The organism is Pseudomonas sp. 2,4-D, from assembly GCF_030418155.1.
In the GTDB taxonomy this organism is placed as follows: Bacteria; Pseudomonadota; Gammaproteobacteria; order Pseudomonadales; family Pseudomonadaceae; genus Aquipseudomonas; species Aquipseudomonas alloputida.
On the sequence record NZ_JAUHUI010000020.1, the window covers coordinates 34,311 to 54,360 of the forward strand.

The 20,050-nt window shown below is 63.0% G+C and carries 19 protein-coding genes; 5 read left to right on the forward strand and 14 right to left on the reverse strand.

Features of this window, described 5'->3' with window-relative positions; genetic code table 11:
• Positions 1-14: 14 nt before the first annotated feature.
• The 9 genes from hflC to QYE47_RS15740 form a co-directional block, all read right to left on the reverse strand.
• The gene (hflC, locus tag QYE47_RS15700; RefSeq protein WP_014592592.1) at positions 15-884 is read right to left on the reverse strand and encodes a protease modulator HflC; all 870 of its coding nucleotides are present in this window, start codon (positions 882-884) and stop codon (positions 15-17) included.
• Entirely contained in the window at positions 884-2,065 is a 1,182-nt protein-coding gene (gene hflK / locus QYE47_RS15705) for an FtsH protease activity modulator HflK (RefSeq protein ID WP_014592593.1), read from the reverse strand. The genes hflC and hflK overlap by 1 nt, the downstream gene beginning before the upstream one ends.
• A 96-nt stretch (positions 2,066-2,161) precedes the next feature.
• Entirely contained in the window at positions 2,162-3,463 is a 1,302-nt protein-coding gene (gene hflX / locus QYE47_RS15710) for a ribosome rescue GTPase HflX (protein WP_012274456.1), read from the reverse strand.
• Positions 3,464-3,475: 12 nt separating this feature from the next.
• Positions 3,476-3,736, reverse strand: a complete 261-nt coding sequence (hfq, locus tag QYE47_RS15715) for an RNA chaperone Hfq (protein WP_003249532.1) — start codon at positions 3,734-3,736, stop codon at positions 3,476-3,478.
• Between the two features lie 94 nt (positions 3,737-3,830).
• Positions 3,831-4,802, reverse strand: a complete 972-nt coding sequence (miaA, locus tag QYE47_RS15720) for a tRNA (adenosine(37)-N6)-dimethylallyltransferase MiaA (protein WP_014592594.1) — start codon at positions 4,800-4,802, stop codon at positions 3,831-3,833.
• Between the two features lies 1 nt (position 4,803).
• Positions 4,804-6,702, reverse strand: coding sequence for a DNA mismatch repair endonuclease MutL (mutL, locus tag QYE47_RS15725; RefSeq protein ID WP_014592595.1), 1,899 nt, complete (start codon positions 6,700-6,702; stop codon positions 4,804-4,806).
• Complete coding sequence (locus QYE47_RS15730; RefSeq protein ID WP_014592596.1) at positions 6,702-8,132, reverse strand: N-acetylmuramoyl-L-alanine amidase; 1,431 nt, start codon at positions 8,130-8,132, stop codon at positions 6,702-6,704. The genes mutL and QYE47_RS15730 overlap by 1 nt, the downstream gene beginning before the upstream one ends.
• Positions 8,133-8,143: 11 nt before the next feature.
• Positions 8,144-8,617 (reverse strand): tRNA (adenosine(37)-N6)-threonylcarbamoyltransferase complex ATPase subunit type 1 TsaE, encoded by a 474-nt coding sequence (gene tsaE, locus QYE47_RS15735; RefSeq protein WP_003249523.1) that lies wholly within the window; start codon positions 8,615-8,617, stop codon positions 8,144-8,146.
• Positions 8,605-9,465, reverse strand: coding sequence for an NAD(P)H-hydrate dehydratase (locus QYE47_RS15740; RefSeq protein ID WP_014592597.1), 861 nt, complete (start codon positions 9,463-9,465; stop codon positions 8,605-8,607). Before QYE47_RS15740 ends, tsaE begins: the two co-directional genes overlap by 13 nt.
• A 65-nt stretch (positions 9,466-9,530) precedes the next feature.
• On the opposite strand from QYE47_RS15740, the gene queG reads away from it, so the two are divergent.
• Positions 9,531-10,595: a tRNA epoxyqueuosine(34) reductase QueG gene (gene queG / locus QYE47_RS15745; protein WP_014592598.1), complete on the forward strand. Its 1,065-nt coding sequence runs from the start codon at positions 9,531-9,533 to the stop codon at positions 10,593-10,595.
• Between the two features lie 140 nt (positions 10,596-10,735).
• Here the strand turns inward: queG and QYE47_RS15750 are convergent, their stop codons facing one another.
• Positions 10,736-11,347 (reverse strand): trimeric intracellular cation channel family protein, encoded by a 612-nt coding sequence (locus QYE47_RS15750; protein WP_003249516.1) that lies wholly within the window; start codon positions 11,345-11,347, stop codon positions 10,736-10,738.
• 91 nt (positions 11,348-11,438) lie between these two features.
• A complete protein-coding gene (gene orn / locus QYE47_RS15755; protein ID WP_003249514.1) occupies positions 11,439-11,981 on the reverse strand; it encodes an oligoribonuclease in 543 nt (180 codons plus the stop codon).
• Positions 11,982-12,133: 152 nt separating this feature from the next.
• Between orn and rsgA the strand changes: the two genes are divergently transcribed.
• Entirely contained in the window at positions 12,134-13,165 is a 1,032-nt protein-coding gene (gene rsgA / locus QYE47_RS15760) for a small ribosomal subunit biogenesis GTPase RsgA (protein WP_014592599.1), read from the forward strand.
• 173 nt (positions 13,166-13,338) lie between these two features.
• Here rsgA and motB read toward each other — a convergent pair whose 3' ends face one another.
• Positions 13,339-14,379, reverse strand: coding sequence for a flagellar motor protein MotB (motB, locus tag QYE47_RS15765; RefSeq protein WP_014592600.1), 1,041 nt, complete (start codon positions 14,377-14,379; stop codon positions 13,339-13,341).
• Between the two features lie 3 nt (positions 14,380-14,382).
• Complete coding sequence (motA, locus tag QYE47_RS15770) at positions 14,383-15,234, reverse strand: flagellar motor stator protein MotA (RefSeq protein ID WP_003249507.1); 852 nt, start codon at positions 15,232-15,234, stop codon at positions 14,383-14,385.
• Between the two features lie 130 nt (positions 15,235-15,364).
• Between motA and QYE47_RS15775 the strand changes: the two genes are divergently transcribed.
• Genes QYE47_RS15775 through asd form a run of 3 tightly spaced genes read left to right on the forward strand, consistent with a single transcriptional unit; the run spans position 15,365 to position 18,627 of the window.
• Positions 15,365-16,900, forward strand: coding sequence for an HDOD domain-containing protein (locus QYE47_RS15775; protein ID WP_014592601.1), 1,536 nt, complete (start codon positions 15,365-15,367; stop codon positions 16,898-16,900).
• A gap of 44 nt (positions 16,901-16,944) precedes the next feature.
• The gene (locus tag QYE47_RS15780; protein WP_014592602.1) at positions 16,945-17,754 is read left to right on the forward strand and encodes a rhodanese-like domain-containing protein; all 810 of its coding nucleotides are present in this window, start codon (positions 16,945-16,947) and stop codon (positions 17,752-17,754) included.
• Positions 17,755-17,763: 9 nt separating this feature from the next.
• Entirely contained in the window at positions 17,764-18,627 is an 864-nt protein-coding gene (gene asd / locus QYE47_RS15785; RefSeq protein ID WP_003249501.1) for an archaetidylserine decarboxylase, read from the forward strand.
• 76 nt (positions 18,628-18,703) lie between these two features.
• On the opposite strand, the gene serB is transcribed toward asd, so the two are convergent.
• Positions 18,704-19,918: a phosphoserine phosphatase SerB gene (gene serB, locus QYE47_RS15790; protein ID WP_019437570.1), complete on the reverse strand. Its 1,215-nt coding sequence runs from the start codon at positions 19,916-19,918 to the stop codon at positions 18,704-18,706.
• Positions 19,919-20,050: the final 132 nt, after the last annotated feature.

Below are 20,050 nucleotides of genomic sequence, written 5' to 3' on the forward strand. Positions count from 1 at the left end.
TCAGGGCCTGAGCATCAAGGCCTGCTCTTGTCCAGGTAACGGAAGAATTCGTTCTTCGGGTCCAGGACCATCACGTCGCTCTTGCTCGAGAAGCTCTCGCGGTATGCCTGCAGACTACGGTGGAACGCATAGAAATCAGCGTCCTGGCTGTAGGCCTTGGCATAGATAGCAGCCGCTTGGGCATCACCATCACCACGGGTTTCTTCCGCTTCGCGATAAGCCTCGGCCAGCAGCACACGGCGCTGACGGTCGGCATCGGCACGGATACCTTCAGCCAGCTCGTTACCCTTGGCACGGTGCTCGCGGGCTTCACGCTCACGCTCGGTGCTCATGCGGTCGAACACGCTGCGGTTGACTTCCTTCGGCAGGTCGATGGCCTTGACGCGCACGTCGACCACCTCGATGCCCAGTTCCTTGCTCGCCATGCGGTTCAGCGATGCAGTGATGTCAGCCATCAGCGCGTCACGTTCACCGGAAACCACTTCGTGCAGGGTCCGTTTACCGAACTGGTCGCGCAGGCCACTTTCCAGACGACGCGACAGACGCTCGTCGGCGATCTGCTTCATGCCGGACGTGGCGGTGTAGAAGCGTTCAGCGTCCTTGACACGCCACTTGGCATAGGCGTCGACCATCACCGCTTTCTTTTCCAGGGTCAGGAACCGCTGGGTCGGAGCGTCGAGGGTCATCAGTCGGGCGTCGAACCTGCGCACCTGGTTAACGTATGGAATCTTCACGTGCAAGCCTGGCTGAACATCCGCCTCGACCACCTTACCGAAGCGCAGCAGTACCGCACGCTCGGTCTGGGACACGATGTAGAAGCTGTTCCAGGCCACGATGGCCAGGACCACGGCGGCGATCAGGGCGATCAGCGATCTATTGCTCATCAGCGGCTCTCCCTAGTACGCAGCGGCTGCTGTTGCTGTTGCATGTCCTGCGCGGCACGGGCGGCCGCATCGTTAGCCGATGGCGACGCGCTGGTGGTTGGCATGGACGGCTTGCGGCTGCCTTCGACCATCTTGTCCAGTGGCAGGTAGAGCAGGTTGCTCTGCCCGTCCTTGGTTGCCACCATGACCTTGCTCGAGTTGCTGTAGACCTCTTGCATGGTCTCCAGATACAGACGCTCACGGGTTACGTCAGGTGCCTTGCGGTACTCGGCAAGCAGCTTGGTGAAGCGGTCTGCCTCACCCTTGGCGCGAGCGATGACTTCATCGCGGTAACCATTGGCGTCCTCGATGATGCGCTGGGCCTGACCACGGGCTTCCGGCACCACGCCATTGGCATAGGACTCGGCCTGGTTGCGGGCACGCTGCTCGTCTTCGCGGGCGCGGATCACGTCGTCGAAGGCTTCCTGCACTTCACGCGGGGCTGCCGCGCTCTGTACGTTCACCTGGGTAACGGTGATACCGGTACGGTAGGTGTCGAGGAAGCGCTGCAGGCGTTCGCGGATATCCACGGCCATCTGCTCACGACCCTCGGTCAACACCTGGTCCATCGAAGTGGAACCCACCACGTGACGCAGTGCACTCTCGGTCGCGTGCTGCAAGCTCACCTCAGGCTGGTCGACGTTGAGCACGAAGTCCTGCAGGTTGCTGATCTTGTACTGGACGGTCAGCGGCACCTCGACGATGTTCTCGTCTTCGGTCAGCATCTGGCCCTGCTTGGTGTAGGCACGCTCACGCGTGACGTTTTCCATGTACTTGCGATCAAGCGGCGGGAAGTAGATGTTCAGGCCGGGACCGACCGTCTCATAGTACTTGCCGAGGCGCAGCACAACAGCCTGCTCCTGCTCGTCGACCACATACACGGCGCTGTACAGCCAGATTGCAGCCAGCACCGCCAGGCCGATGCCCAGCAGGCCCAGGCCACCGCCCTTGCCGACATTGCGATCACCGCCGCCACGTTTCTTGCTGCCGCCGAACATGCCATTCAGGCTGTCCTGCAGTTTGCGGAAGGCCTCGTCCAGATCCGGTGGACCTTTCTTGTCACCACCGCCGCCACCGCCACCACGGCGGCCGCCCCAGGGATCCTGATTGTTCGAGTTGCCACCCGGCTCGTTCCAAGCCATAGCGCTCTCCATCTGATAAAGCAAAGACGCGCCCACGGCGCGCCGTCCAATGCTACAGAATGCCTGTCACTGCTGCCCGGCGACCTCGACGAGCATTTATTGCAAAGTGTGTTGCTCGACAAACACTTGCGGCTCCATGCCTTCGCGGCTGACCAGGCGATTCAGTTCGACCATGGGCAGTCGCACGCTCAGCAGGCTGCGCCCTTCTTCATCATGCTCTTCACTCTGCACGGCACCCAAGGCAAAGAATTGCGCGCGCAAGCGGGCAAAACGCTGCTCCAGGCACAGGGTACCGACAAACAGATCATCCCCCAGCAACTCGGCAACCGCCTGGCCAACCAGCTCCAGGCCACGCCCATCGCGTGCCGATACCCAGACCCGTTCCGGCTTGCCATCGGCATTGCGCTGGATCTGTGGCTCGACATCTTCGAGCAAGTCGAGTTTGTTGTACACCTCCAGGATCGGCAACCCCTCGGCACCGATCTCGCCCAACACCGCCAGCACCTGCTCGATCTGCTCCATGCGCTCAGGCTCATGGGCGTCGATCACATGCAGCAACAGGTCGGAGTTGCTCGACTCTTCGAGCGTAGCCCGAAATGCCTCGACCAGCTTGTGCGGCAGGTGGCGAATGAAGCCTACGGTGTCGGCCAGCACGATCGGCCCCAGGTCGTTGAGCTCGAGCCGGCGCAGAGTCGGGTCGAGGGTGGCGAACAGCTGGTCCGCGGCATACACCTCGGATTCGGTCAGGGCGTTGAACAGCGTGGACTTGCCGGCGTTGGTATAACCCACCAGCGACACCGAGGGGATATCCGCGCGCTTGCGCCCGCGACGCGCCTGCTCACGCTGGCTGCGCACTTTCTCCAGGCGTGACTTGATCTGGCGTATACGCACCCGCAACAGGCGGCGGTCGGTTTCCAGCTGGGTTTCACCCGGGCCGCGCAGGCCGATACCACCTTTTTGTCGCTCAAGGTGAGTCCAGCCGCGCACCAGCCGCGTGCTCATGTGCTCCAGCTGGGCCAATTCGACCTGCAGCTTGCCTTCATGGGTACGCGCCCGTTGGGCGAAGATATCGAGGATCAGCCCGGTACGGTCGAGCACACGACACTCGAACACACGTTCAAGGTTGCGCTCCTGACTGGGCGTGAGGGTGTGATTGAAAATCACCAGGTCTACCTGTTCGGCATGGACCAGGTCGTGCAGCTCTTCGACCTTGCCGCTGCCAATCAGGTATTTGGCGGAAGGCTGATGCCTTGTCACCGTGACCAGCGAGACGATGTCGGCACCGGCCGACAATGCCAACTCCTGAAACTCCTGCGGGTCTTCGCGCGCCTCAGGGTTCTGACCTTCCAAGTGAACGAGCAATGCCCGCTCACCACCACCGTGGCGCTCAAAGAACAATGCAGGCTCCTATCAGGCGTTGCCTGGCTCGCTGTCGCCGTGCTCGCTGTCGGTCGGGCTTGGCAGGCGGACCGGACGGGCCGGAACTACGGTCGAGATGGCGTGCTTGTAGACCATCTGGCTGACGGTGTTCTTCAGCAATACCACGAACTGGTCGAACGATTCGATCGAGCCCTGCAGTTTGATACCGTTGACCAGGTAAATGGATACCGGGACCTTTTCTTTTCTCAAGGTGTTCAAGTAAGGGTCTTGTAGCGAATGCCCTTTTGACATATGCCGCACTCCTGTAAGGATAAATAATAGAAAATCAATAAAATCGATAAATTAGGCCGCCCCTTCGCAAGAATAGACGGCAATCAGCAGGGACTCAGCTCAATATGGAGATGGCCCCAAGGTATTTCAAGGTGCGGGACAGATTGTCGCAGGCCAGGCTGTCAAGCCAGTGCACTTCAGGCCAGCCACGCAACCAGGTGAACTGCCGCTTGGCCAGCTGCCGGGTAGCAATGATACCGCGTTCACGCATCTCATTCTCAGTCAGCTTGCCATCCAGGTAATCCCAGACTTGCCGATACCCCACTGCCCGTATAGACGGCAGCCCGGCGTGCAAGTCACTTCTGGCTCGCAGCGATCGGACCTCGTCAACGAAGCCCTGTTCCAGCATCTGCGAAAATCGTAACGCAATTCGCTGATGCAAAATGTGACGATCTGTAGGAGCAATCGCCAAGCTGGCGACAGTATAGGGCAAATGTCCGCCGGCGCCTGCGTCTGCGCCGCGACTTTCCGCGAATTGACGCCGACGATGAACTGTCATGCTCTCGCCGCTCACCCGGTACACCTCCAACGCCCGGATCAGCCGCTGCGGGTCATTGGGGTGGATACGTGCCGCGGACTCCGGGTCGACTTCGGCCAACTGGCGGTGCAGCTCGGCCAGGCCCAGGGCTTCAGCCTGCGCTTCCAGCTCGGCGCGCACCGCCGCATCAGCGGCCGGCATGTCGGCCAGGCCATCGATCAACGCCTTGTAATAGAGCATGGTGCCGCCGACCAGCAGCGGGATCTTGCCGCGCGCGGTGATCTCGGCCATGGCCCCCAGGGCGTCAGTACGGAACTGCGCTGCCGAATAGCTCTCGGCCGGGTCGCGAATATCGATCAGCCGGTGCGGGTGGGCGGCGAGGATTTCTTTCGACGGCTTGGCCGAACCGATGTCCATGCCGCGGTAGACAAGTGCCGAATCGACGCTGATCAGTTCACACGGCAGCACTGTGGTCAGTTCGATGGCAAGGTCGGTCTTGCCGGCCGCCGTCGGACCCATCAGGAATATTGCAGGGGGCTTGCCGCTCATTTCATCGACCGCGCAGGAAAAGTTTGTCCAGATCGTCCAGGCCCATCTGGGTCCAGGTGGGACGGCCATGGTTGCACTGGCCGCTGCGCTCGGTGTTTTCCATGTCGCGCAGCAGGGCGTTCATCTCGGGAATTGCCAGGCGCCGGTTGGCGCGCACGGCACCGTGGCAGGCCATGGTACCGAGCAGTTCATTGAGGTGCGCCTGAATGCGATCACTGGTGCCGTACTCCATAAGGTCGGCAAGCACGTCCTGCACCAGGCGGTTGGCTTCGGCCTGCTTGAGCAAGGCCGGGATCTGGCGAATCGCCAAGGTCTCGGGGCCCAGGCGCTGCAATTCGAAGCCCAGGCGCTGGAACCACTGTGAATGCTCTTCGGCACAGTCGGCTTCACGCTGGCTGAGGGCCAGGGTTTCCGGCACCAGCAGCGGCTGGCCGCTCAGGCCCTCGCTGGCCATGGCCACCTTGAGGCGCTCGTACATTATCCGCTCATGGGCGGCGTGCATGTCCACCAGCACCAGGCCAACAGCATTCTCGGCCAGTATGTAGATGCCCTTGAGCTGCGCCAGCGCGTAGCCCAGCGGGGGAATGTCGCCTTTGCTCTCGGGCAGGGCCGTCGCAGGCGCTGCACCGCCTTCCAACGGTTTGTAGAACTCGCGATACACCGCCTGCGCCTCTGCAGCCGGCAGCGGCTGCGAAGGGCGCGGAGTGTACTGATACTGGTAACCGGCGCCACTGCCACTGTTGGAAAACGACTGCTGTGGGGCTCGAGGTTGCTCAAGCACCGGCGAGGCCAGGCGCATTTCACCCTGGGGCCCGAACTCACCGGCCTGCTGGCCAGTGGGGCGAACCAGCTCTGGCACGGCAGCAGGTGCAGCCAACTGGTCTTCCGGGCGTACATCGGCCAAGGCACGGTGCAAGGTGCCATACAGGAAGTCGTGCACTGAGCGCCCTTCGCGGAATCGCACTTCATGCTTGGTAGGGTGCACGTTCACATCGACGCCGTTGGGCTCCAGCTCCAGGAACAGCACGAAAGTGGGGTGGCGGCCGTTGAACAGCACGTCCCGGTAGGCCTGACGCACGGCATGGGCGACCAGTTTGTCGCGCACTGCCCGGCCGTTGACGAAGAAGTACTGCAGGTCTGCCTGGCTGCGCGAGAACGTCGGCAAACCGACCCAGCCCCAAAGGCGCAAGCCGTTGCGCTCGACGTCGATCGGCAGCGCCTGCTCCATGAAGCCCGGGCCACAGATGGCGCCCACCCGCCGCGCACGGGCGGTTTCGTCGTGGGCCTCGTGCAGGCTGAGGATGCTCTTGCCGTTGTGGCGCAGGTGGAAGCCGACATCGAAACGGGCCAGCGCCAGCCGGCGGATCACTTCCTGCAAGTGATCGAACTCGGTTTTCTCGGCCTTTAGGAACTTGCGCCGGGCCGGGGTATTGAAGAACAAATCACGCACTTCCACCGAGGTACCGACCGGGTGCGCCGCGGGCTGCACCCGCGGCGTCATGTCGCGGCCTTCGGTTTCTACTTGCCATGCCTCGCTGGCACTGGCGGTACGCGAGGTCAGGGTCAGGCGCGCCACCGAACTGATCGAGGCCAAAGCCTCGCCACGGAAGCCCAGGCTCAATACCCCTTCAAGGTCTTCCAGCTCGCGGATTTTGCTGGTGGCGTGTCGGGCCAGGGCCAGCGGCAGGTCGTCGGCAGAAATACCGCTGCCATCGTCCCGCACCTTCAGCAGTTTGACGCCGCCCTGTTCTACTTCGACATCGATACGCCGGGCACCGGAGTCCAGGCTGTTTTCCAGCAGTTCCTTGGCTACAGATGCCGGCCGCTCTACAACCTCGCCGGCAGCAATCTGGTTGGCCAGCCGCGGGCTGAGCAGCTGAATTCGCGAACCACCACTCATTATTGCGCGGCCAGGGTTGTGGCGGGTACATCGAGGCGCTGGCCTACCTTCAGCTCATCGGTCTTCAGGCTGTTGGTACTGCGCAGGCTGGCCACACTGACCTGGTAACGCACGGCGAGCATCGCCAGGGTTTCACCAGGGCGCACGATGTGTTCACGCGGGCCGGCGGCAATCTTGCCGGTGTCACGCAGCCAGGCGATATAGGTGCCAGGTGGCGGGTTCTGCTGGAAGTACTGGTGCACCCCGGTGCGGATCGATCGGGCCAGGGCCTGCTGGTGGCTGGCGGTGGCCAGCTTGGCTGCTTCGTTGTTGTTCGAGATGAACCCGGTTTCAACGAGGATCGACGGAATATCCGGCGACTTCAGCACCATGAAACCGGCTTGTTCCACGCGCTGCTTGTGCAGCGAGGTGACGCGCCCCATGTTGCCCAATACCTTTTGCCCCACGTTGAGGCTGGAGCTGAGCGTGGCTGTCATCGACAGATCAAGCAGCACCCCAGCAAGCATGCGGTCCTTGTCGTCGAGGCTGACGTTACCCGCACCACCGATCAGGTCAGAACGGTTTTCCGTGTCGGCCAGCCAGCGTGCAGTCTCGGAGGTGGCACCACGATCGGACAGGGCGAACACCGAGGCGCCAAAGGCTGCGCGCGACGGTGCCGCGTCGGCGTGAATCGAAATGAACAGGTCGGCGCCTTTCTTGCGGGCGATTTCCGTACGCTTGCGCAGCGGGATGAAGTAATCGCCGGTGCGGGTCAGCTCTGCACGGAAACCTTTTTCGCTGTTGATCTGACGCTGCAGTTCCTTGGCGATCTGCAACACGATGTCTTTTTCGTGCTGGCCACGCGAGCCGGAAGCGCCAGGGTCTTCGCCGCCGTGCCCGGCATCGATGGCAACCACGATGTCACGCTTGCCACTGGGTACCGGTGGTAGCTTGATCGCCGGCTGGGCCGGCGTTACTGGCACCGCCGGCGTGGTCGCAGGCGTTTGTACCGGGGCCGGTGCAGGCGGCGGCGCGCTGGCCGCGATAGCGTCAGCTTCCTGGTCATACAGGTCGACGACCAAGCGGTTGCCGTACTGTGCATTGGGCGCCAGGGTGAAGCTTTTCGGGGTAACCGACTTTTTCAGGTCGACCACAACCCGAAGATCGGTCGGAGTACGCTGGGCCGAACGCACACTGCTTATCGGCGTGTTGGAGGTGGCCACATTCAGTGGCGCGGCCAGTGTTGCACCATTGATGTCGATGACCAGTCGATCGGGTGCGCTCAGGGTGAAGACACTGTGCTGCACGGGGCCAGACAGGTCGAAGACCAGCCGCGTGTTGTCCGGTGCGCGCCACAGGCGCATGCTCTTGACTTGAGTGACGGCCAGAGCCTCAACGGTCACCGTTGTCAGCAGCAGCCCAACGATGGCGACCAGTGCGCGTATGCGCATACCTACCCCACTTACTGTTTATAGTGTTCGGCCAGTGCCACGCACCAGGCCTCGCCGCGAGCCCCCTGCGGCGAAAGGTTCAGCGAGCGTCCACTCGCTTGGGGGCTTATGGTAATGGTCAGGTCAGGCTTTGGCAAAACGCCCGCACCCTTTTGTGGCCATTCGAACAGGCACAGCGGGTCCCCCTCGAAATAGTCACGAATGCCCATGAACTCAAGCTCCTCCGGGTCGACCAGGCGATACAGGTCGAAGTGAAAGGCTCGGACCTCGCCAATTTCATAGGGTTCGACCACGGTGAACGTCGGGCTTTTCACAGCACCAGTATGGCCCAGACCGCGGATCAGGCCACGCGACAGGGTAGTTTTACCCGCGCCCAGGTCGCCCTCGAGGAAAATCACGCCGCGACCGCCGGTCACCTCGGCCAGTGCTGCACCGAATTTGACCGTGGCCTCTTCATCGGCCAGAAACAGATTTAAGCCAGACACGCAGAATGCTCCTCCAACAACTCACGAATGGCCGGCGCCAGATCACTGGCCGCCAGGCCTCTACCTTTTTTCCCAAGGCGCTCGCCGGCACAGGCGTGCAGCCACACCCCCAGACAGCCCGCGCCCCAGGCATCCAGGCCTTGGGCCAACAGGGCTGCCAGCACGCCAGTCAGCACATCGCCCAGGCCGGCGCCGGCCATCGCCGGGTGCCCGCGCTCGCACAACGCCAGCTGCCCGCTCGGGGCTGCCACCAGTGTGCCGGCACCTTTGAGTACACAGACGCTGTTATAACGGCGCGCCAGCTTTCGCGCGGCACCAGGACGGTCGGCCTGCACGGCCTCGGTGGCAATGCCCAGCAGCCGCGCCGCCTCCCCCGGGTGCGGAGTAAGGATGCTGCCACTGGGCAGGGCCAGCGGGGTCCGCGCCAGCAAATTCAAGGCATCGGCATCCCACACTTGCGGCCGCTCGGCGTTGGCCACCGCCGACAGCAGGCTGCGGCCCCACGCCGCCTGCCCCAGGCCGGGCCCGACCACCAGTACCGAGGCGCGCTCCAGCACGCCCATCAGCTGGTTGGCCGAACGGACACCCAGGCACATGACCTCGGGCAGGCGCGCCAGGCTGGCCGACACGTGCTCGGGCCGGGTTGCCACGCTGACCAGCCCGGCGCCGCAACGCAGGGCGGCTTCGGCGCTGAGCAATACAGCGCCTCCGGTACCAAGATCGCCACCGACCACCAGTACGTGGCCAAAGTCGCCTTTGTGGGCATGCGCATGCCGTGCCGGCAGGCGGGCAACCGTCACGCTGCTGAGCAATTGTGGGGCATTACTAGGGTGTTTGGTCTGCGGCATGGGGTCAAAGGCTCCAATGTCTGGCAGAATTATACGCACCTGAGCCCGTATTGCCTTGCCCATCCATGTCCGCCTCTGCACCTGACCTCGCCCAACTGGCCCAATCGATCAAGATTTGGGGCCAGGAACTCGGTTTTGCCCATGTTGGCATCGCCGGGGTCGACCTTGGCGAACACGAACACCACCTGCAGCGTTGGCTCGACGCCGGTTATCAGGGTGAAATGGAATACCTGGGCGCCCACGGCAGCAAAAGGTCACACCCCGACCAGCTGATCCCCGGCACGGTACGCGTGGTCTCGCTACGTATGGACTACCTGCCCGGCGACACGCAGATGGCGCAGCGCCTGGCCCAGCCGGAGAAGGCCTACGTGTCGCGCTACGCGCTTGGCCGGGACTACCACAAGCTGGTGCGCAAGCGCGTGCAATTCCTTGCCGACCGCATTCAGGAGGCCATCGGCCCGTTCGGCTACCGCGCCTTTGTAGACAGCGCCCCGGTACTTGAAAAAGCCTTGGCCGAACAGGCCGGGCTGGGCTGGATCGGCAAGAACACGCTGTTGCTCAACCGCAAGGCGGGTAGCTACTTCTTCCTTGCCGAACTGTTCGTCGACCTGCCGCTGCCGGTGGACGAAGCCACCACCAGCGAGCACTGCGGGCGTTGTCAGGCCTGCCTGGACATCTGCCCGACACAGGCGTTTGTGGGGCCCTATGTGCTGGATGCGCGGCGCTGTATCTCGTACCTGACCATCGAGCTAAGGGGCGCGATCCCTGTCGAGTTACGCGCAAAGATGGGCAACCGAGTGTTCGGTTGCGACGACTGCCAGATCGTCTGCCCCTGGAACCGTTTTGCCAAGCACAGCCAGGAGCAGGACTTCCAGCCACGGCACGGGCTGGAAAATACCGACCTGGCGGCGATGTTCCTGTGGGATGAACGCACCTTCCTGCGCAAGACCGAGGGCGGGCCTTTGCGGCGGGCGGGGTACGAGCGGTTCTTGCGCAACCTGGCGGTGGGGTTGGGCAATGCGCCCTCCACGATTCCCGTGATCGAGGCGCTGAAGGCCAGGCGTGACGATGAATCGGAATTGGTGCGTGAGCATGTGGAGTGGGCGCTGGCCCGACACGGAGCTCAATAGCGACCAGCCTCAGAGCATACGCCATCCTTGTGGGAGCGGGCGCGCCCGCGAAGCAGGCAACACAGGGAATGGCACCGGCTTCGCCGGTGTTCGCGGGCACGCCCGCTCCCACATGGGCCATGTTGCGCTTGTAAATCGCGTCACTGCTGGTCGTTGTAGTGGAACTTGGGCATTTCCCAGTGGAAGCGTATCGCCAATAGACGCACCAGGAAGCCGCCAAACAGAGTCAGCAACATCGCCTGCTCCGCCGGCACCTTGAAATACACGCATCCCAGATAGAACCAGGCCGCCGCAAATGACACGCTGGCATACAGCTCACGGCGGAACACCAGCGGGATGTCGTTGCAGAAGATATCCCGCAGGATCCCGCCAAACACCCCGGTGATCACCCCGCTGATCGACGCCACCAGCATGCCCTGCCCCATCTCCAGCGCCGTCATGCAACCTATCAGGGTAAACGCCACCAGCCCCAGGGCATCGAGCACCAGGAACAGCGAGCGAAGGCGGCGCATCATCGGCGCGATGAAAATGGTCAGCAGCGCCGCAAAACTGGTCAGCACCAAGTACTCAGGATGCTTCACCCAGGTCAGGGGATAGTGCCCGAGCAGTACATCACGCACCGAACCGCCCCCAAGCGCAGTGACGCAGGCGATCAGCACCACGCCAAACCAGTCCATGCCGCGACGCCCGGCAGACAGCGCGCCAGTCATGGCTTCGGCGGTAATGGCGATAAGGTAGAGCATCAACAACATGGTGCGGGTCCGTGCAGGAAAGGCGCGCAGTCTAACCAGTTGCCCAAGGCACCAAAAGGGGGCGCAGATACAATATCTGCGCCATTTCGACTCACAGCTTGATGAAGTGCTCGCGATAGTGACGCAGTTCGGCGATCGATTCGCGGATATCGTCCAGCGCCAGGTGGGTATTGCCCTTCTTGAAGCTGTCACGCACGTCCGGCGCCCAGCGCGCGGCCAGTTCCTTGAGGGTGGAGACATCCAGGTTGCGGTAGTGGAAGTAGTTTTCCAGGTTGCGCATGTGGCGGTAGAGGAAACGACGATCCTGGCAGATGCTGTTGCCGCAGATCGGCGACTTGCCTTTAGGCACCCACTGCTCGAGGAAGGCGATGGTCTGTGCCTCGGCTTCAGCCATGCTGACCTTGCTCTCGCGTACGCGCTGGGTCAGCCCCGAAGCACCATGGGTGCGGGTGTTCCACTCGTCCATGCGCGCCAGCACTTCGTCACTGTGGTGGATGGCGATCACCGGCCCTTCGGCCAAGGTATTGAGCTCGCTGTCGGTGACGATGGTGGCCATTTCGATGATGACATCGCTGTCCGGATCCAGGCCGGTCATTTCCAGGTCGATCCAGATCAGGTTCTGTGGGTTTTGCATGCAGGGGCTCCTCATATAGGCGGTCATATTAGCCTAGTGGCCAAGGCACGCCCATTCACGGCACAAAGGTGAGCAGAATAGTCCAGCGGCGGGCGTGCTAAACTGCCTGCCGTTTTCAATGCCCCACTCCGGGCCTCTCTTACGGTACCTTCATGGCCAAACGCCAGCTCAATCGCCGCCAAAACTGGCGGATCGAAAAAATCCAGGGCGAGCGCGCCGCTCGCGCGGCCAAACGCGAGCAGCATGCACTGCAGGAACTGGAAGGTGGCGACCTGGGGCCGGAACAACTGGGCCTGGTGATCGCGCACTTCGGCGTGCAGGTAGAAGTTGAAGCTCAGGATGGCGAAACCGCAGGCCAGGTGTTCCGCTGCCATTTGCGCGCCAACTTGCCAGCACTGGTCACCGGTGACCGTGTCGTGTGGCGTGCGGGTAACCAGGGCATCGGCGTGATCGTGGCGCAGATGCCGCGCAGCACCGAGCTGTGCCGGCCGAACAACCATGGCCAACTCAAGCCGGTGGCAGCCAACGTCGACCTGATCGTGATCGTGTTCGCCCCGGCGCCGGAGCCGCACCCGAACCTGATCGACCGCTATCTGGTAGCGGCCGAGCACGCCGGCCTGCGCCCGCTGCTGCTGTTGAACAAGGCCGACCTGATCAACGACGAGAACGGCCCCGGCCTGCATGCGCTGCTGGAGGTCTACCGCGAACTGGGCTACCCGCTGCTGGAAGTATCGGCTCACCAGGGCGACGGCATGCAGCGCCTGCAGCAGCAACTCGACGGCCATATCAGCGTGTTCGTCGGCCAGTCGGGGGTGGGCAAGTCGTCGCTGGTCAACAGCCTGCTGCCAGACGCCGGCACCCGCGTCGGCGACTTGTCGGAATGGTCAGGCCAGGGTACCCACACCACCACCACGGCGCGGCTGTACCACTTCCCCAACGGCGGCGACCTGATCGACTCGCCGGGTATCCGCGAGTTCGGCCTTGGCCATGTCAGCCGCGACGACGTGGAGGATGGCTTCATCGAGTTCCGCGACCTGTTCGGCACCTGCCGCTTCCGCGACTGCAAGCATGACCGCGAACCGGGCTGCGCGCTGCTCAAGGCACTGGAAGAGGGGCGCATCAAGCCGCAGCGCATGAACAGCTACCGCTCGATCATCGCCAGCCTGGCAGAAGACAGCTACTGAAACGCTCGAAATGAAAGTTGCCGCGATCCCTTGTAGGAGCGGCTTTAGCCGCGAACACCGGCAACGCCGGTGCCATTCACCGCACTGGAGGCTTCGCGGGTAAACCCGCTCCTACAGTGATCGCGCCAGCGTTCAGGTGTTGGGTAGCACAGTTGCCCGCACCAAAAAGCCGCTTACTGCTCCTTGGCTTCATCCATCTTCAGCGTGCCATCTTCAAAGATGTTCAGCTTCTGGCGCAGCTCGCGCGGTTGCATCGGTGGCTGTTCAGTTGCCCCTGGGTCAGCCGGTGCCGAAGCCCCTGGCGCAGCACCACTGGCTGGCGCTGCAGGTGCAGTTGGCGCAGCTGGCGGCGTTTCCGGCGCCCCCTGCTCACCTTCGATATTGCGCTGGGCTTTCTTGGTCAGCACGATGATGTCGATACGGCGGTTGACCGGGTTGAACGGGTCCTTGCGGTCGAACAGTGACGACGAGGCGTACCCCACCACCCGTGCCACCTGGCCGTCCGGGTAACCACCCGCCACCAGGGCACGCCGCGCGGCGTTGGCGCGGTTGGCCGACAGCTCCCAGTTACCGTACTCGCCAGTGCCCGCATACGGCTTGGCATCGGTGTGGCCGCTGATGCTGATCTTGTTCGGCACCGCCTTGATGGTGTCAGCCATGGCCAGCAGGATATCTTCGAAGTAAGGCTGCAGGCGCGCGCTACCAATGTCGAACATCGGCCGGTTCTCGGCATCCATGATCTGGATGCGCAGGCCGTCCTGGGTGATCTCGAACAGGATCTGGTCCTTGAACTTCTGCAGCTGTGGGTTCTCTTCCACCTTGTTCTGCAGTTCCTGCAGCAAAAGCTCCAGACGCTCGCGCTCAACCTGCTCGGCCATGGTCTCGACCTGGTCCTTGCTCAGCTGAGTGGGGGACTGCTGCGTCGGCTCGGTCTTCACTTCCGGATTGATGGTTTTGTCCGGCGCCATCTCCGGTGAACCCCCCAGGTCGATGACATAAGGCGTGCCACTCTCGGAGAAACCAATAGGGTCCTGGAAGTAGCCGGCAATGGCGATCTTCTGCTCAGGCGTGGCCGTGGACAACAGCCACAGCACCAGGAAGAACGCCATCATCGCCGTGGCGAAGTCGGCAAAGGCGATTTTCCAGGCGCCACCATGGTGGCCGCCGCCAAAGCGCTTGACGCGCTTGACGATGATGGGCTGATTGTTCTCCATGACTCAGCGACCGCGAACCGCTTGTTCCAGTTCGGCGAAGCTTGGGCGGTGCTTGGGGTACAGCACCTTGCGCCCGAACTCGACCGCCAGCGAAGGTGGCATGCCCGACGCCGAGGCCACCAGCGAAGCCTTGATCGATTCGTAGAGGTTCAGTTCTTCCTTGGCATCGTGCTCCAGGCACTTGGCCAAAGGGCCGAAGAAACCGTAAGCCGCCAGAATACCGAAGAAGGTACCCACCAGCGCCGCACCTACGTGCATGCCGATGGCCGCCTGATCGCCATCGCCCAGCGAGGCCATGGTCACCACGATACCCAGTACCGCCGCAACGATACCGAAGCCGGGCATACCGTCGGCGATGCCGGTCACCGCGTGGGACGGGTGCTCCAGCTCTTCCTTCATGCTCAGCAGTTCCATGTCGAACAGGCCCTCGAGCTCGTGCGGGGCCATGTTGCCGGTGGACATGATGCGCAGGTAATCGCAGACGAACGCGGTCATGCGCTCATCGGCCAGTACCGTCGGGTACTTGGCGAAGATCGGGCTGGCAGCGGCGTCCTCGATGTCGGCCTCGATGGCCATCATGCCTTCGCGACGGCTCTTGTTGAGGATTTCGTAAACGAGGCCCAGCACCTCCAGGTAGAAGGCATGGCTGAAGCGCGAGCCGAACATCTTCATCGACTTCTTGATGACGTGCATGGTCATGTGGCCAGGGTTGGCCTGCAGGAATGCACCAAAGGCCGCACCGCCGATGATCAGTACTTCGAACGGCTGGATCAGCGCTGCGATCTTGCCGTGGGAGAGCACGTAGCCGCCGAGCACGCTCGCGAATACGACGATGATGCCGATAATTTTAGCCATAGGTTCAAAGCACTTGCTGTCGTGGTCAGGGGAAGAGACGGGAGCTTTAAAACTCTTCTTCTACTTATCGGCAGAACTGCGCCAGACTATAGCCACTCAATGCGAAAAGCCAGTTCGGACTGATGTCAAAATGCCAATTGAAACCAAGGTGCCCACTCAGGCCCCGCGTACGCTAGAGGCCTGGGTAAAGCTGCTCGAGAGTGTTCGCATCCCCGTGCCGAAGCACAGCTACGACCGGGTCATGGCTGCCATCCACGATAGCCGCCGCTCGCTGCGCGACATCGCCGAACTGATGCAGGATAGCCCGGCACTGGTGCTGTCAGTGATGCGCGAAGCCAATCACCCCACCAATGCCAGCCTCGCCGAACCCGCCGAAAGCCTGGAGGTCGCTCTCAACCGCCTGGGCCTGGAGCGCAGCGAGCAGCTTCTCAAACGCCTGCCGGCGCTGCCCGTGGAGGAAATTCCGCCGGTACTGTGCCAGTTCCAGATGATCAGCCAGCATGCGGCACAGCAGGCCAGCGGCCTGTTCGCCAGCCGCCTGGCACGGCTGTGGCAAGAGATTCACTGGGGCAGCCTGCTGTTCCTGTCGCCGCTCTGGCCACTGGCACTGGCCTACCCCAAGCTGCTCGACACTTGGGAGCTGCGGGTTATCCACAAAGGTGAAGACGCCGCCCACGTCGAGGAAGAACTGTTTGGCGTGCGCATCATGGCGCTGTGCCAGACCATGGCCGAGTATTGGCGCCTGCCCCAGTGGGTCACCCAGGGTTATCGCCTGCTGCTGGAAGAGCGCGAGCAACTGGCCCTGGTGCTGAATATCGCCCGCGACGAAGACCTGCTCAGCCAGCAACACCGCCTGGACGCCGAGCCCGGCCTGCGGCGCTGGTTCAACCAGCCGGCCAATACCGTACTGCTGGCCAACAACCTGGCCCTGGCGGCACAGGTCGGCTGGGACAACCCGCACCTGCTGCGCTGGCAACTGCTGACCGCGCTGTACCTGCAAACCTCGCTGGAAGACGTGCAGCAGCAGGTGCACCAGCAGGCTGCCGCCAGCGCCCGCCGCCACGCCAGGCACGCCCTGTTCCACCCGGCCGAGGCCTTGATCTGGCCGTGGCACCAACGCCGCCCTCACCCGGACATGCTGGCCCCGCCACCGCCCAGCAGCGACGACCTGGCACGCTGGCGCACGCTGTGCCAGCACCTGCTGGCCCAACCCAGCCCGTTCACCAACGCCGTGCACCTGGCCACTCAGGCCCAAGAAGCCCTGCTGGCCTGTGGCATGCAACGCATCATGCTGCTTAGCCTGGACAAAGCCAGCGACTACCTGCGCGTGCAGCAAATTGCCGGCCTGCCCAAGGAGGCCGGTGCTCTGGCCCTGCAGGTATCGCAGAACAAGTTGCTGCAAAAGCTGCTGAGTCAGGCCGGGCAGCTGCGCATCACACCGGAAAACCACAGCCAGTTCTCGGCGCTGTTGCCCGCCCCGCTGCGCACCTTGTTCCGCAGCGAACATGTACTGCTTCGCTCGCTGGCTGCGAACGACCAGGTGCTGATGCTGCTGGTGGCCGACCAGGGCTGCCGGCCTTTGGCCGATATCAGCGTGCAAGCCTTCGGCAAGACCGCGCAATGCATCGAGCGGGCCTTGTCGGTGTTTACCAACCGCAAGGGTTGAGCCTTGCGCTACAATCGCCCCTCTTTCCACACTGGAGACCGTGGATGACCGACTTTTCCGGCCTGCCCCTGGTGATCGAAGCTGCAGACCTGCTGCCACGCCTGGATTCGCCGCATCTGATCCTGGTCGACCTGAGCAGCGCCAACCGCTATGTCAGCGGGCATATCCCCGGCGCGCGCTTCGTCGAAGGCAAGCGCACCCAGCTCGGCCAGCCCCCGGCGCCCGGCCTGCTGCCAGCCCTGGGCGAGCTCGAAAAATTGTTCAGCGAACTCGGCCACCGCGCCGATGCCGTGTATGTGGTGTACGACGATGAAGGCGGCGGCTGGGCCGGGCGCTTCATCTGGCTGCTCGATGTCATCGGCCACAAGCGCTACCACTACCTCAATGGCGGTATCCAGGCCTGGCCGGCAGACAAACTGTCCACCGAAGTGCCTGCCAGTGGCAACGCCCCGGTCCGTCTGCACATCGACGCCGCACCCACAGCCACCCGCGAGTACCTGCAAAGCCGCCTGGGCGCCGATGACCTGGTCATCTGGGACGCGCGCGGCCCGCAGGAATTCAGCGGCGAAAAAGTGCTGGCAGCCAAAGGCGGCCACATCCCCGGCGCGATCAACTTCGAGTGGACCGCCGGCATGGACCTCAACGACCACCTGCGCATTCGCCAGGACATCAAACAAGTCCTCGAGCAACTGGGCATCACCCCTGACAAAGAGGTGATCACCCACTGCCAGACCCACCGCCGCTCCGGTTTCACTTACCTGGTGGCAAAGGCCCTCGGCTACCCACGCGTCAAGGCCTACGCCGGCTCGTGGAGCGAATGGGGCAACCACCCGGACACGCCTGTAGAAGTCTAAGGAACCTGCATGAAATCCCGTCTGTTCATCATCAGCCAGTACCTGCTGCCGCACCACCTGCTGTCGCGGCTGGCCGGCTGCATCGCCGAGTGCCGCGTGCGCTGGTTCAAGAACGCCTTCACCGCATGGTTCGCCAAGCGCTACCAGGTCAACATGAGCGAGGCGCTGGTCGAAGACCTGAGTGCTTACGAGCACTTCAATGCGTTCTTCACCCGCGCCCTGAAACCTGGCGCCCGTCCGCTGGACGAAACCCCGGGCGCCATCCTGTGCCCGGCCGACGGTGCGGTCAGCCAGCTCGGCCCGATCGAGCACGGCCGTATCTTCCAGGCCAAAGGCCACGGTTTCAGCGCGCAAGAGCTGCTGGGCGGTGATCCGGCCATGGCCGCGCCGTTCATGGGCGGCGAGTTTGCCACCATCTACCTGTCGCCCAAGGACTACCACCGCGTGCACATGCCGCTGGCCGGCACCCTGCGCGAAATGGTCTATGTGCCGGGCCGCCTGTTCTCGGTCAACCAGACCACCGCAGAGAATGTCCCCGAGCTGTTCGCTCGCAACGAGCGCGTGGTCTGCCTGTTCGATACAGAGCGTGGGCCAATGGCTGTGGTACTGGTCGGCGCGATGATCGTCGCCTCGATCGAAACGGTCTGGGCCGGGCTGGTCACGCCGCCCAAACGTGAGCTGAAGACCTTCCGTTACGACGAAGCCAGCCGCACGCCGATCCACCTGGAGAAAGGTGCCGAACTAGGCCGCTTCAAGCTGGGTTCGACCGCCATCGTGCTGTTCGGGCCGGAGCAGGTGAAGTGGGCTGAGAGCCTGGGTGCGGGCTCTGCAGTGCGCATGGGGCAGCAGCTGGCGGCGCCTGTGCAGGCTTGATTCGAGCCATATGAAAAAGGCCCTGCATATGCAGGGCCTTTTTCGTTGGGCCGCCCTGCGGCCCCGGATTCACGGATCAGCCGCGGGCGTCGCGATCACGCAGGCCCAGCAGATACAGCACCCCGTCCAGCCCCAAGGTGGAAATCGCCTGCTTGGCCGACTGGCGCACCAGCGGCTTGGCACGAAACGCTACGCCCAACCCGGCCAGCGACAGCATCGGCAGGTCATTGGCGCCATCGCCCACGGCGATGGTCTGCTCCAGTTGCAAGCCTTCGTCACTGGCCAGCTTCTTCAACAAATCGGCCTTGCGCTGGGCATCGACAATCGGCTCAACAGCCACGCCGGTCACCTTGCCATCGACCACTTCAAGTTCGTTGGCGAATACATAGTCGATACCCAGGCGCGCCTGCACCTGACGAGCGAAGTAGGTAAAGCCACCGGACAGAATCGCGGTTTTGTATCCCAGGCGCTTGAGCTCGGCAAACAGGTTCTCGGCACCCTCGGTCAGGCGCAGCGATGCCCCGATCTCGTCCAGCACCCCCACATCCAGGCCCTTGAGCAGCGCCATGCGCTCTTTGAAGCTGGCGCGGAAGTCCAGTTCACCGCGCATGGCGCGCTCGGTGATCGCCGCCACCTGCTCACCCACACCCGCCGCCTTGGCCAGTTCGTCGATGACTTCGGCCTCGATCAGCGTGGAGTCCATGTCGAACACCGCCAGGCGGCGGTTGCGGCGGAACAGATCGTCCTTCTGGAAGGCGATGTCGACGCTCAGCTCTTCAGCCAGGGCAAAGAAGTCGGCACGCAGGGCCTGGGCATCGCTCGGCACGCCACGCACGGAGATCTCGACGGCTGCCTTGCCCTTGTCGATTTCAGCATCCAGTGCCACCCGGGCCGACAGGCGCTCGATACGCTCGATGGTCAGGCCGTACTGGCTGATCACCGCACTCACCCGCTGCAGCTGCTCGGGAGTGATCTTGCGGCTGAGCAGGGTAACGATGTGTCGCGCTTCGCCATGCCCATCGGCCCAATGCTGGTAGTCCGCCTCGGAAATTGGCGTGTAACGGGCCTGCAGGTTCAGTTCGTGGGCTTTGGCCTGCACGCTTTGCAACAGCGCGGTAGCCACTTCGTTGTCCGGGATGTCGACCAGGATGCCAAACGACAAGGTGCCGTGCATGACCGCCAGGCCGATGTCGAGGATACTCACACCGCCCTGCAGCAGGACGCCGGTGATAGCCGCAGTGAGACCGGGACGGTCCTCACCGGTGATGTTGATCAGGACGATTTCGCGCACAACCTGGCTCCGACTTCGATGAAAAATGCGCATTCTACCGATTTTCCATGACCATCGGGCGCCAACGATACTTTGCCGACAAAACCCGGCTCGCTATACTCCCCCCACTTTCATGCCATTAAGAGCCGAGCT

What these genes read in the sequence shown, in the direction of transcription:
- hflC (WP_014592592.1), bottom strand. Translation starts at nt 884, where the DNA reads ATGAGCAATAGATCGCTGATCGCCCTGATCGCCGCCGTGGTCCTGGCC.
- QYE47_RS15750 (WP_003249516.1), bottom strand. Translation starts at nt 11,347, where the DNA reads ATGTTGTTGATGCTCTACCTTATCGCCATTACCGCCGAAGCCATGACT.
- hfq (WP_003249532.1), bottom strand. Translation starts at nt 3,736, where the DNA reads ATGTCAAAAGGGCATTCGCTACAAGACCCTTACTTGAACACCTTGAGA.
- queG (WP_014592598.1), top strand. Translation starts at nt 9,531, where the DNA reads ATGTCCGCCTCTGCACCTGACCTCGCCCAACTGGCCCAATCGATCAAG.
- orn (WP_003249514.1), bottom strand. Translation starts at nt 11,981, where the DNA reads ATGCAAAACCCACAGAACCTGATCTGGATCGACCTGGAAATGACCGGC.
- QYE47_RS15780 (WP_014592602.1), top strand. Translation starts at nt 16,945, where the DNA reads ATGACCGACTTTTCCGGCCTGCCCCTGGTGATCGAAGCTGCAGACCTG.
- QYE47_RS15775 (WP_014592601.1), top strand. Translation starts at nt 15,365, where the DNA reads ATGCCAATTGAAACCAAGGTGCCCACTCAGGCCCCGCGTACGCTAGAG.
- miaA (WP_014592594.1), bottom strand. Translation starts at nt 4,802, where the DNA reads ATGAGCGGCAAGCCCCCTGCAATATTCCTGATGGGTCCGACGGCGGCC.
- mutL (WP_014592595.1), bottom strand. Translation starts at nt 6,702, where the DNA reads ATGAGTGGTGGTTCGCGAATTCAGCTGCTCAGCCCGCGGCTGGCCAAC.
- QYE47_RS15740 (WP_014592597.1), bottom strand. Translation starts at nt 9,465, where the DNA reads ATGCCGCAGACCAAACACCCTAGTAATGCCCCACAATTGCTCAGCAGC.
- QYE47_RS15730 (WP_014592596.1), bottom strand. Translation starts at nt 8,132, where the DNA reads ATGCGCATACGCGCACTGGTCGCCATCGTTGGGCTGCTGCTGACAACG.
- hflK (WP_014592593.1), bottom strand. Translation starts at nt 2,065, where the DNA reads ATGGCTTGGAACGAGCCGGGTGGCAACTCGAACAATCAGGATCCCTGG.
- rsgA (WP_014592599.1), top strand. Translation starts at nt 12,134, where the DNA reads ATGGCCAAACGCCAGCTCAATCGCCGCCAAAACTGGCGGATCGAAAAA.
- motB (WP_014592600.1), bottom strand. Translation starts at nt 14,379, where the DNA reads ATGGAGAACAATCAGCCCATCATCGTCAAGCGCGTCAAGCGCTTTGGC.
- motA (WP_003249507.1), bottom strand. Translation starts at nt 15,234, where the DNA reads ATGGCTAAAATTATCGGCATCATCGTCGTATTCGCGAGCGTGCTCGGC.
- asd (WP_003249501.1), top strand. Translation starts at nt 17,764, where the DNA reads ATGAAATCCCGTCTGTTCATCATCAGCCAGTACCTGCTGCCGCACCAC.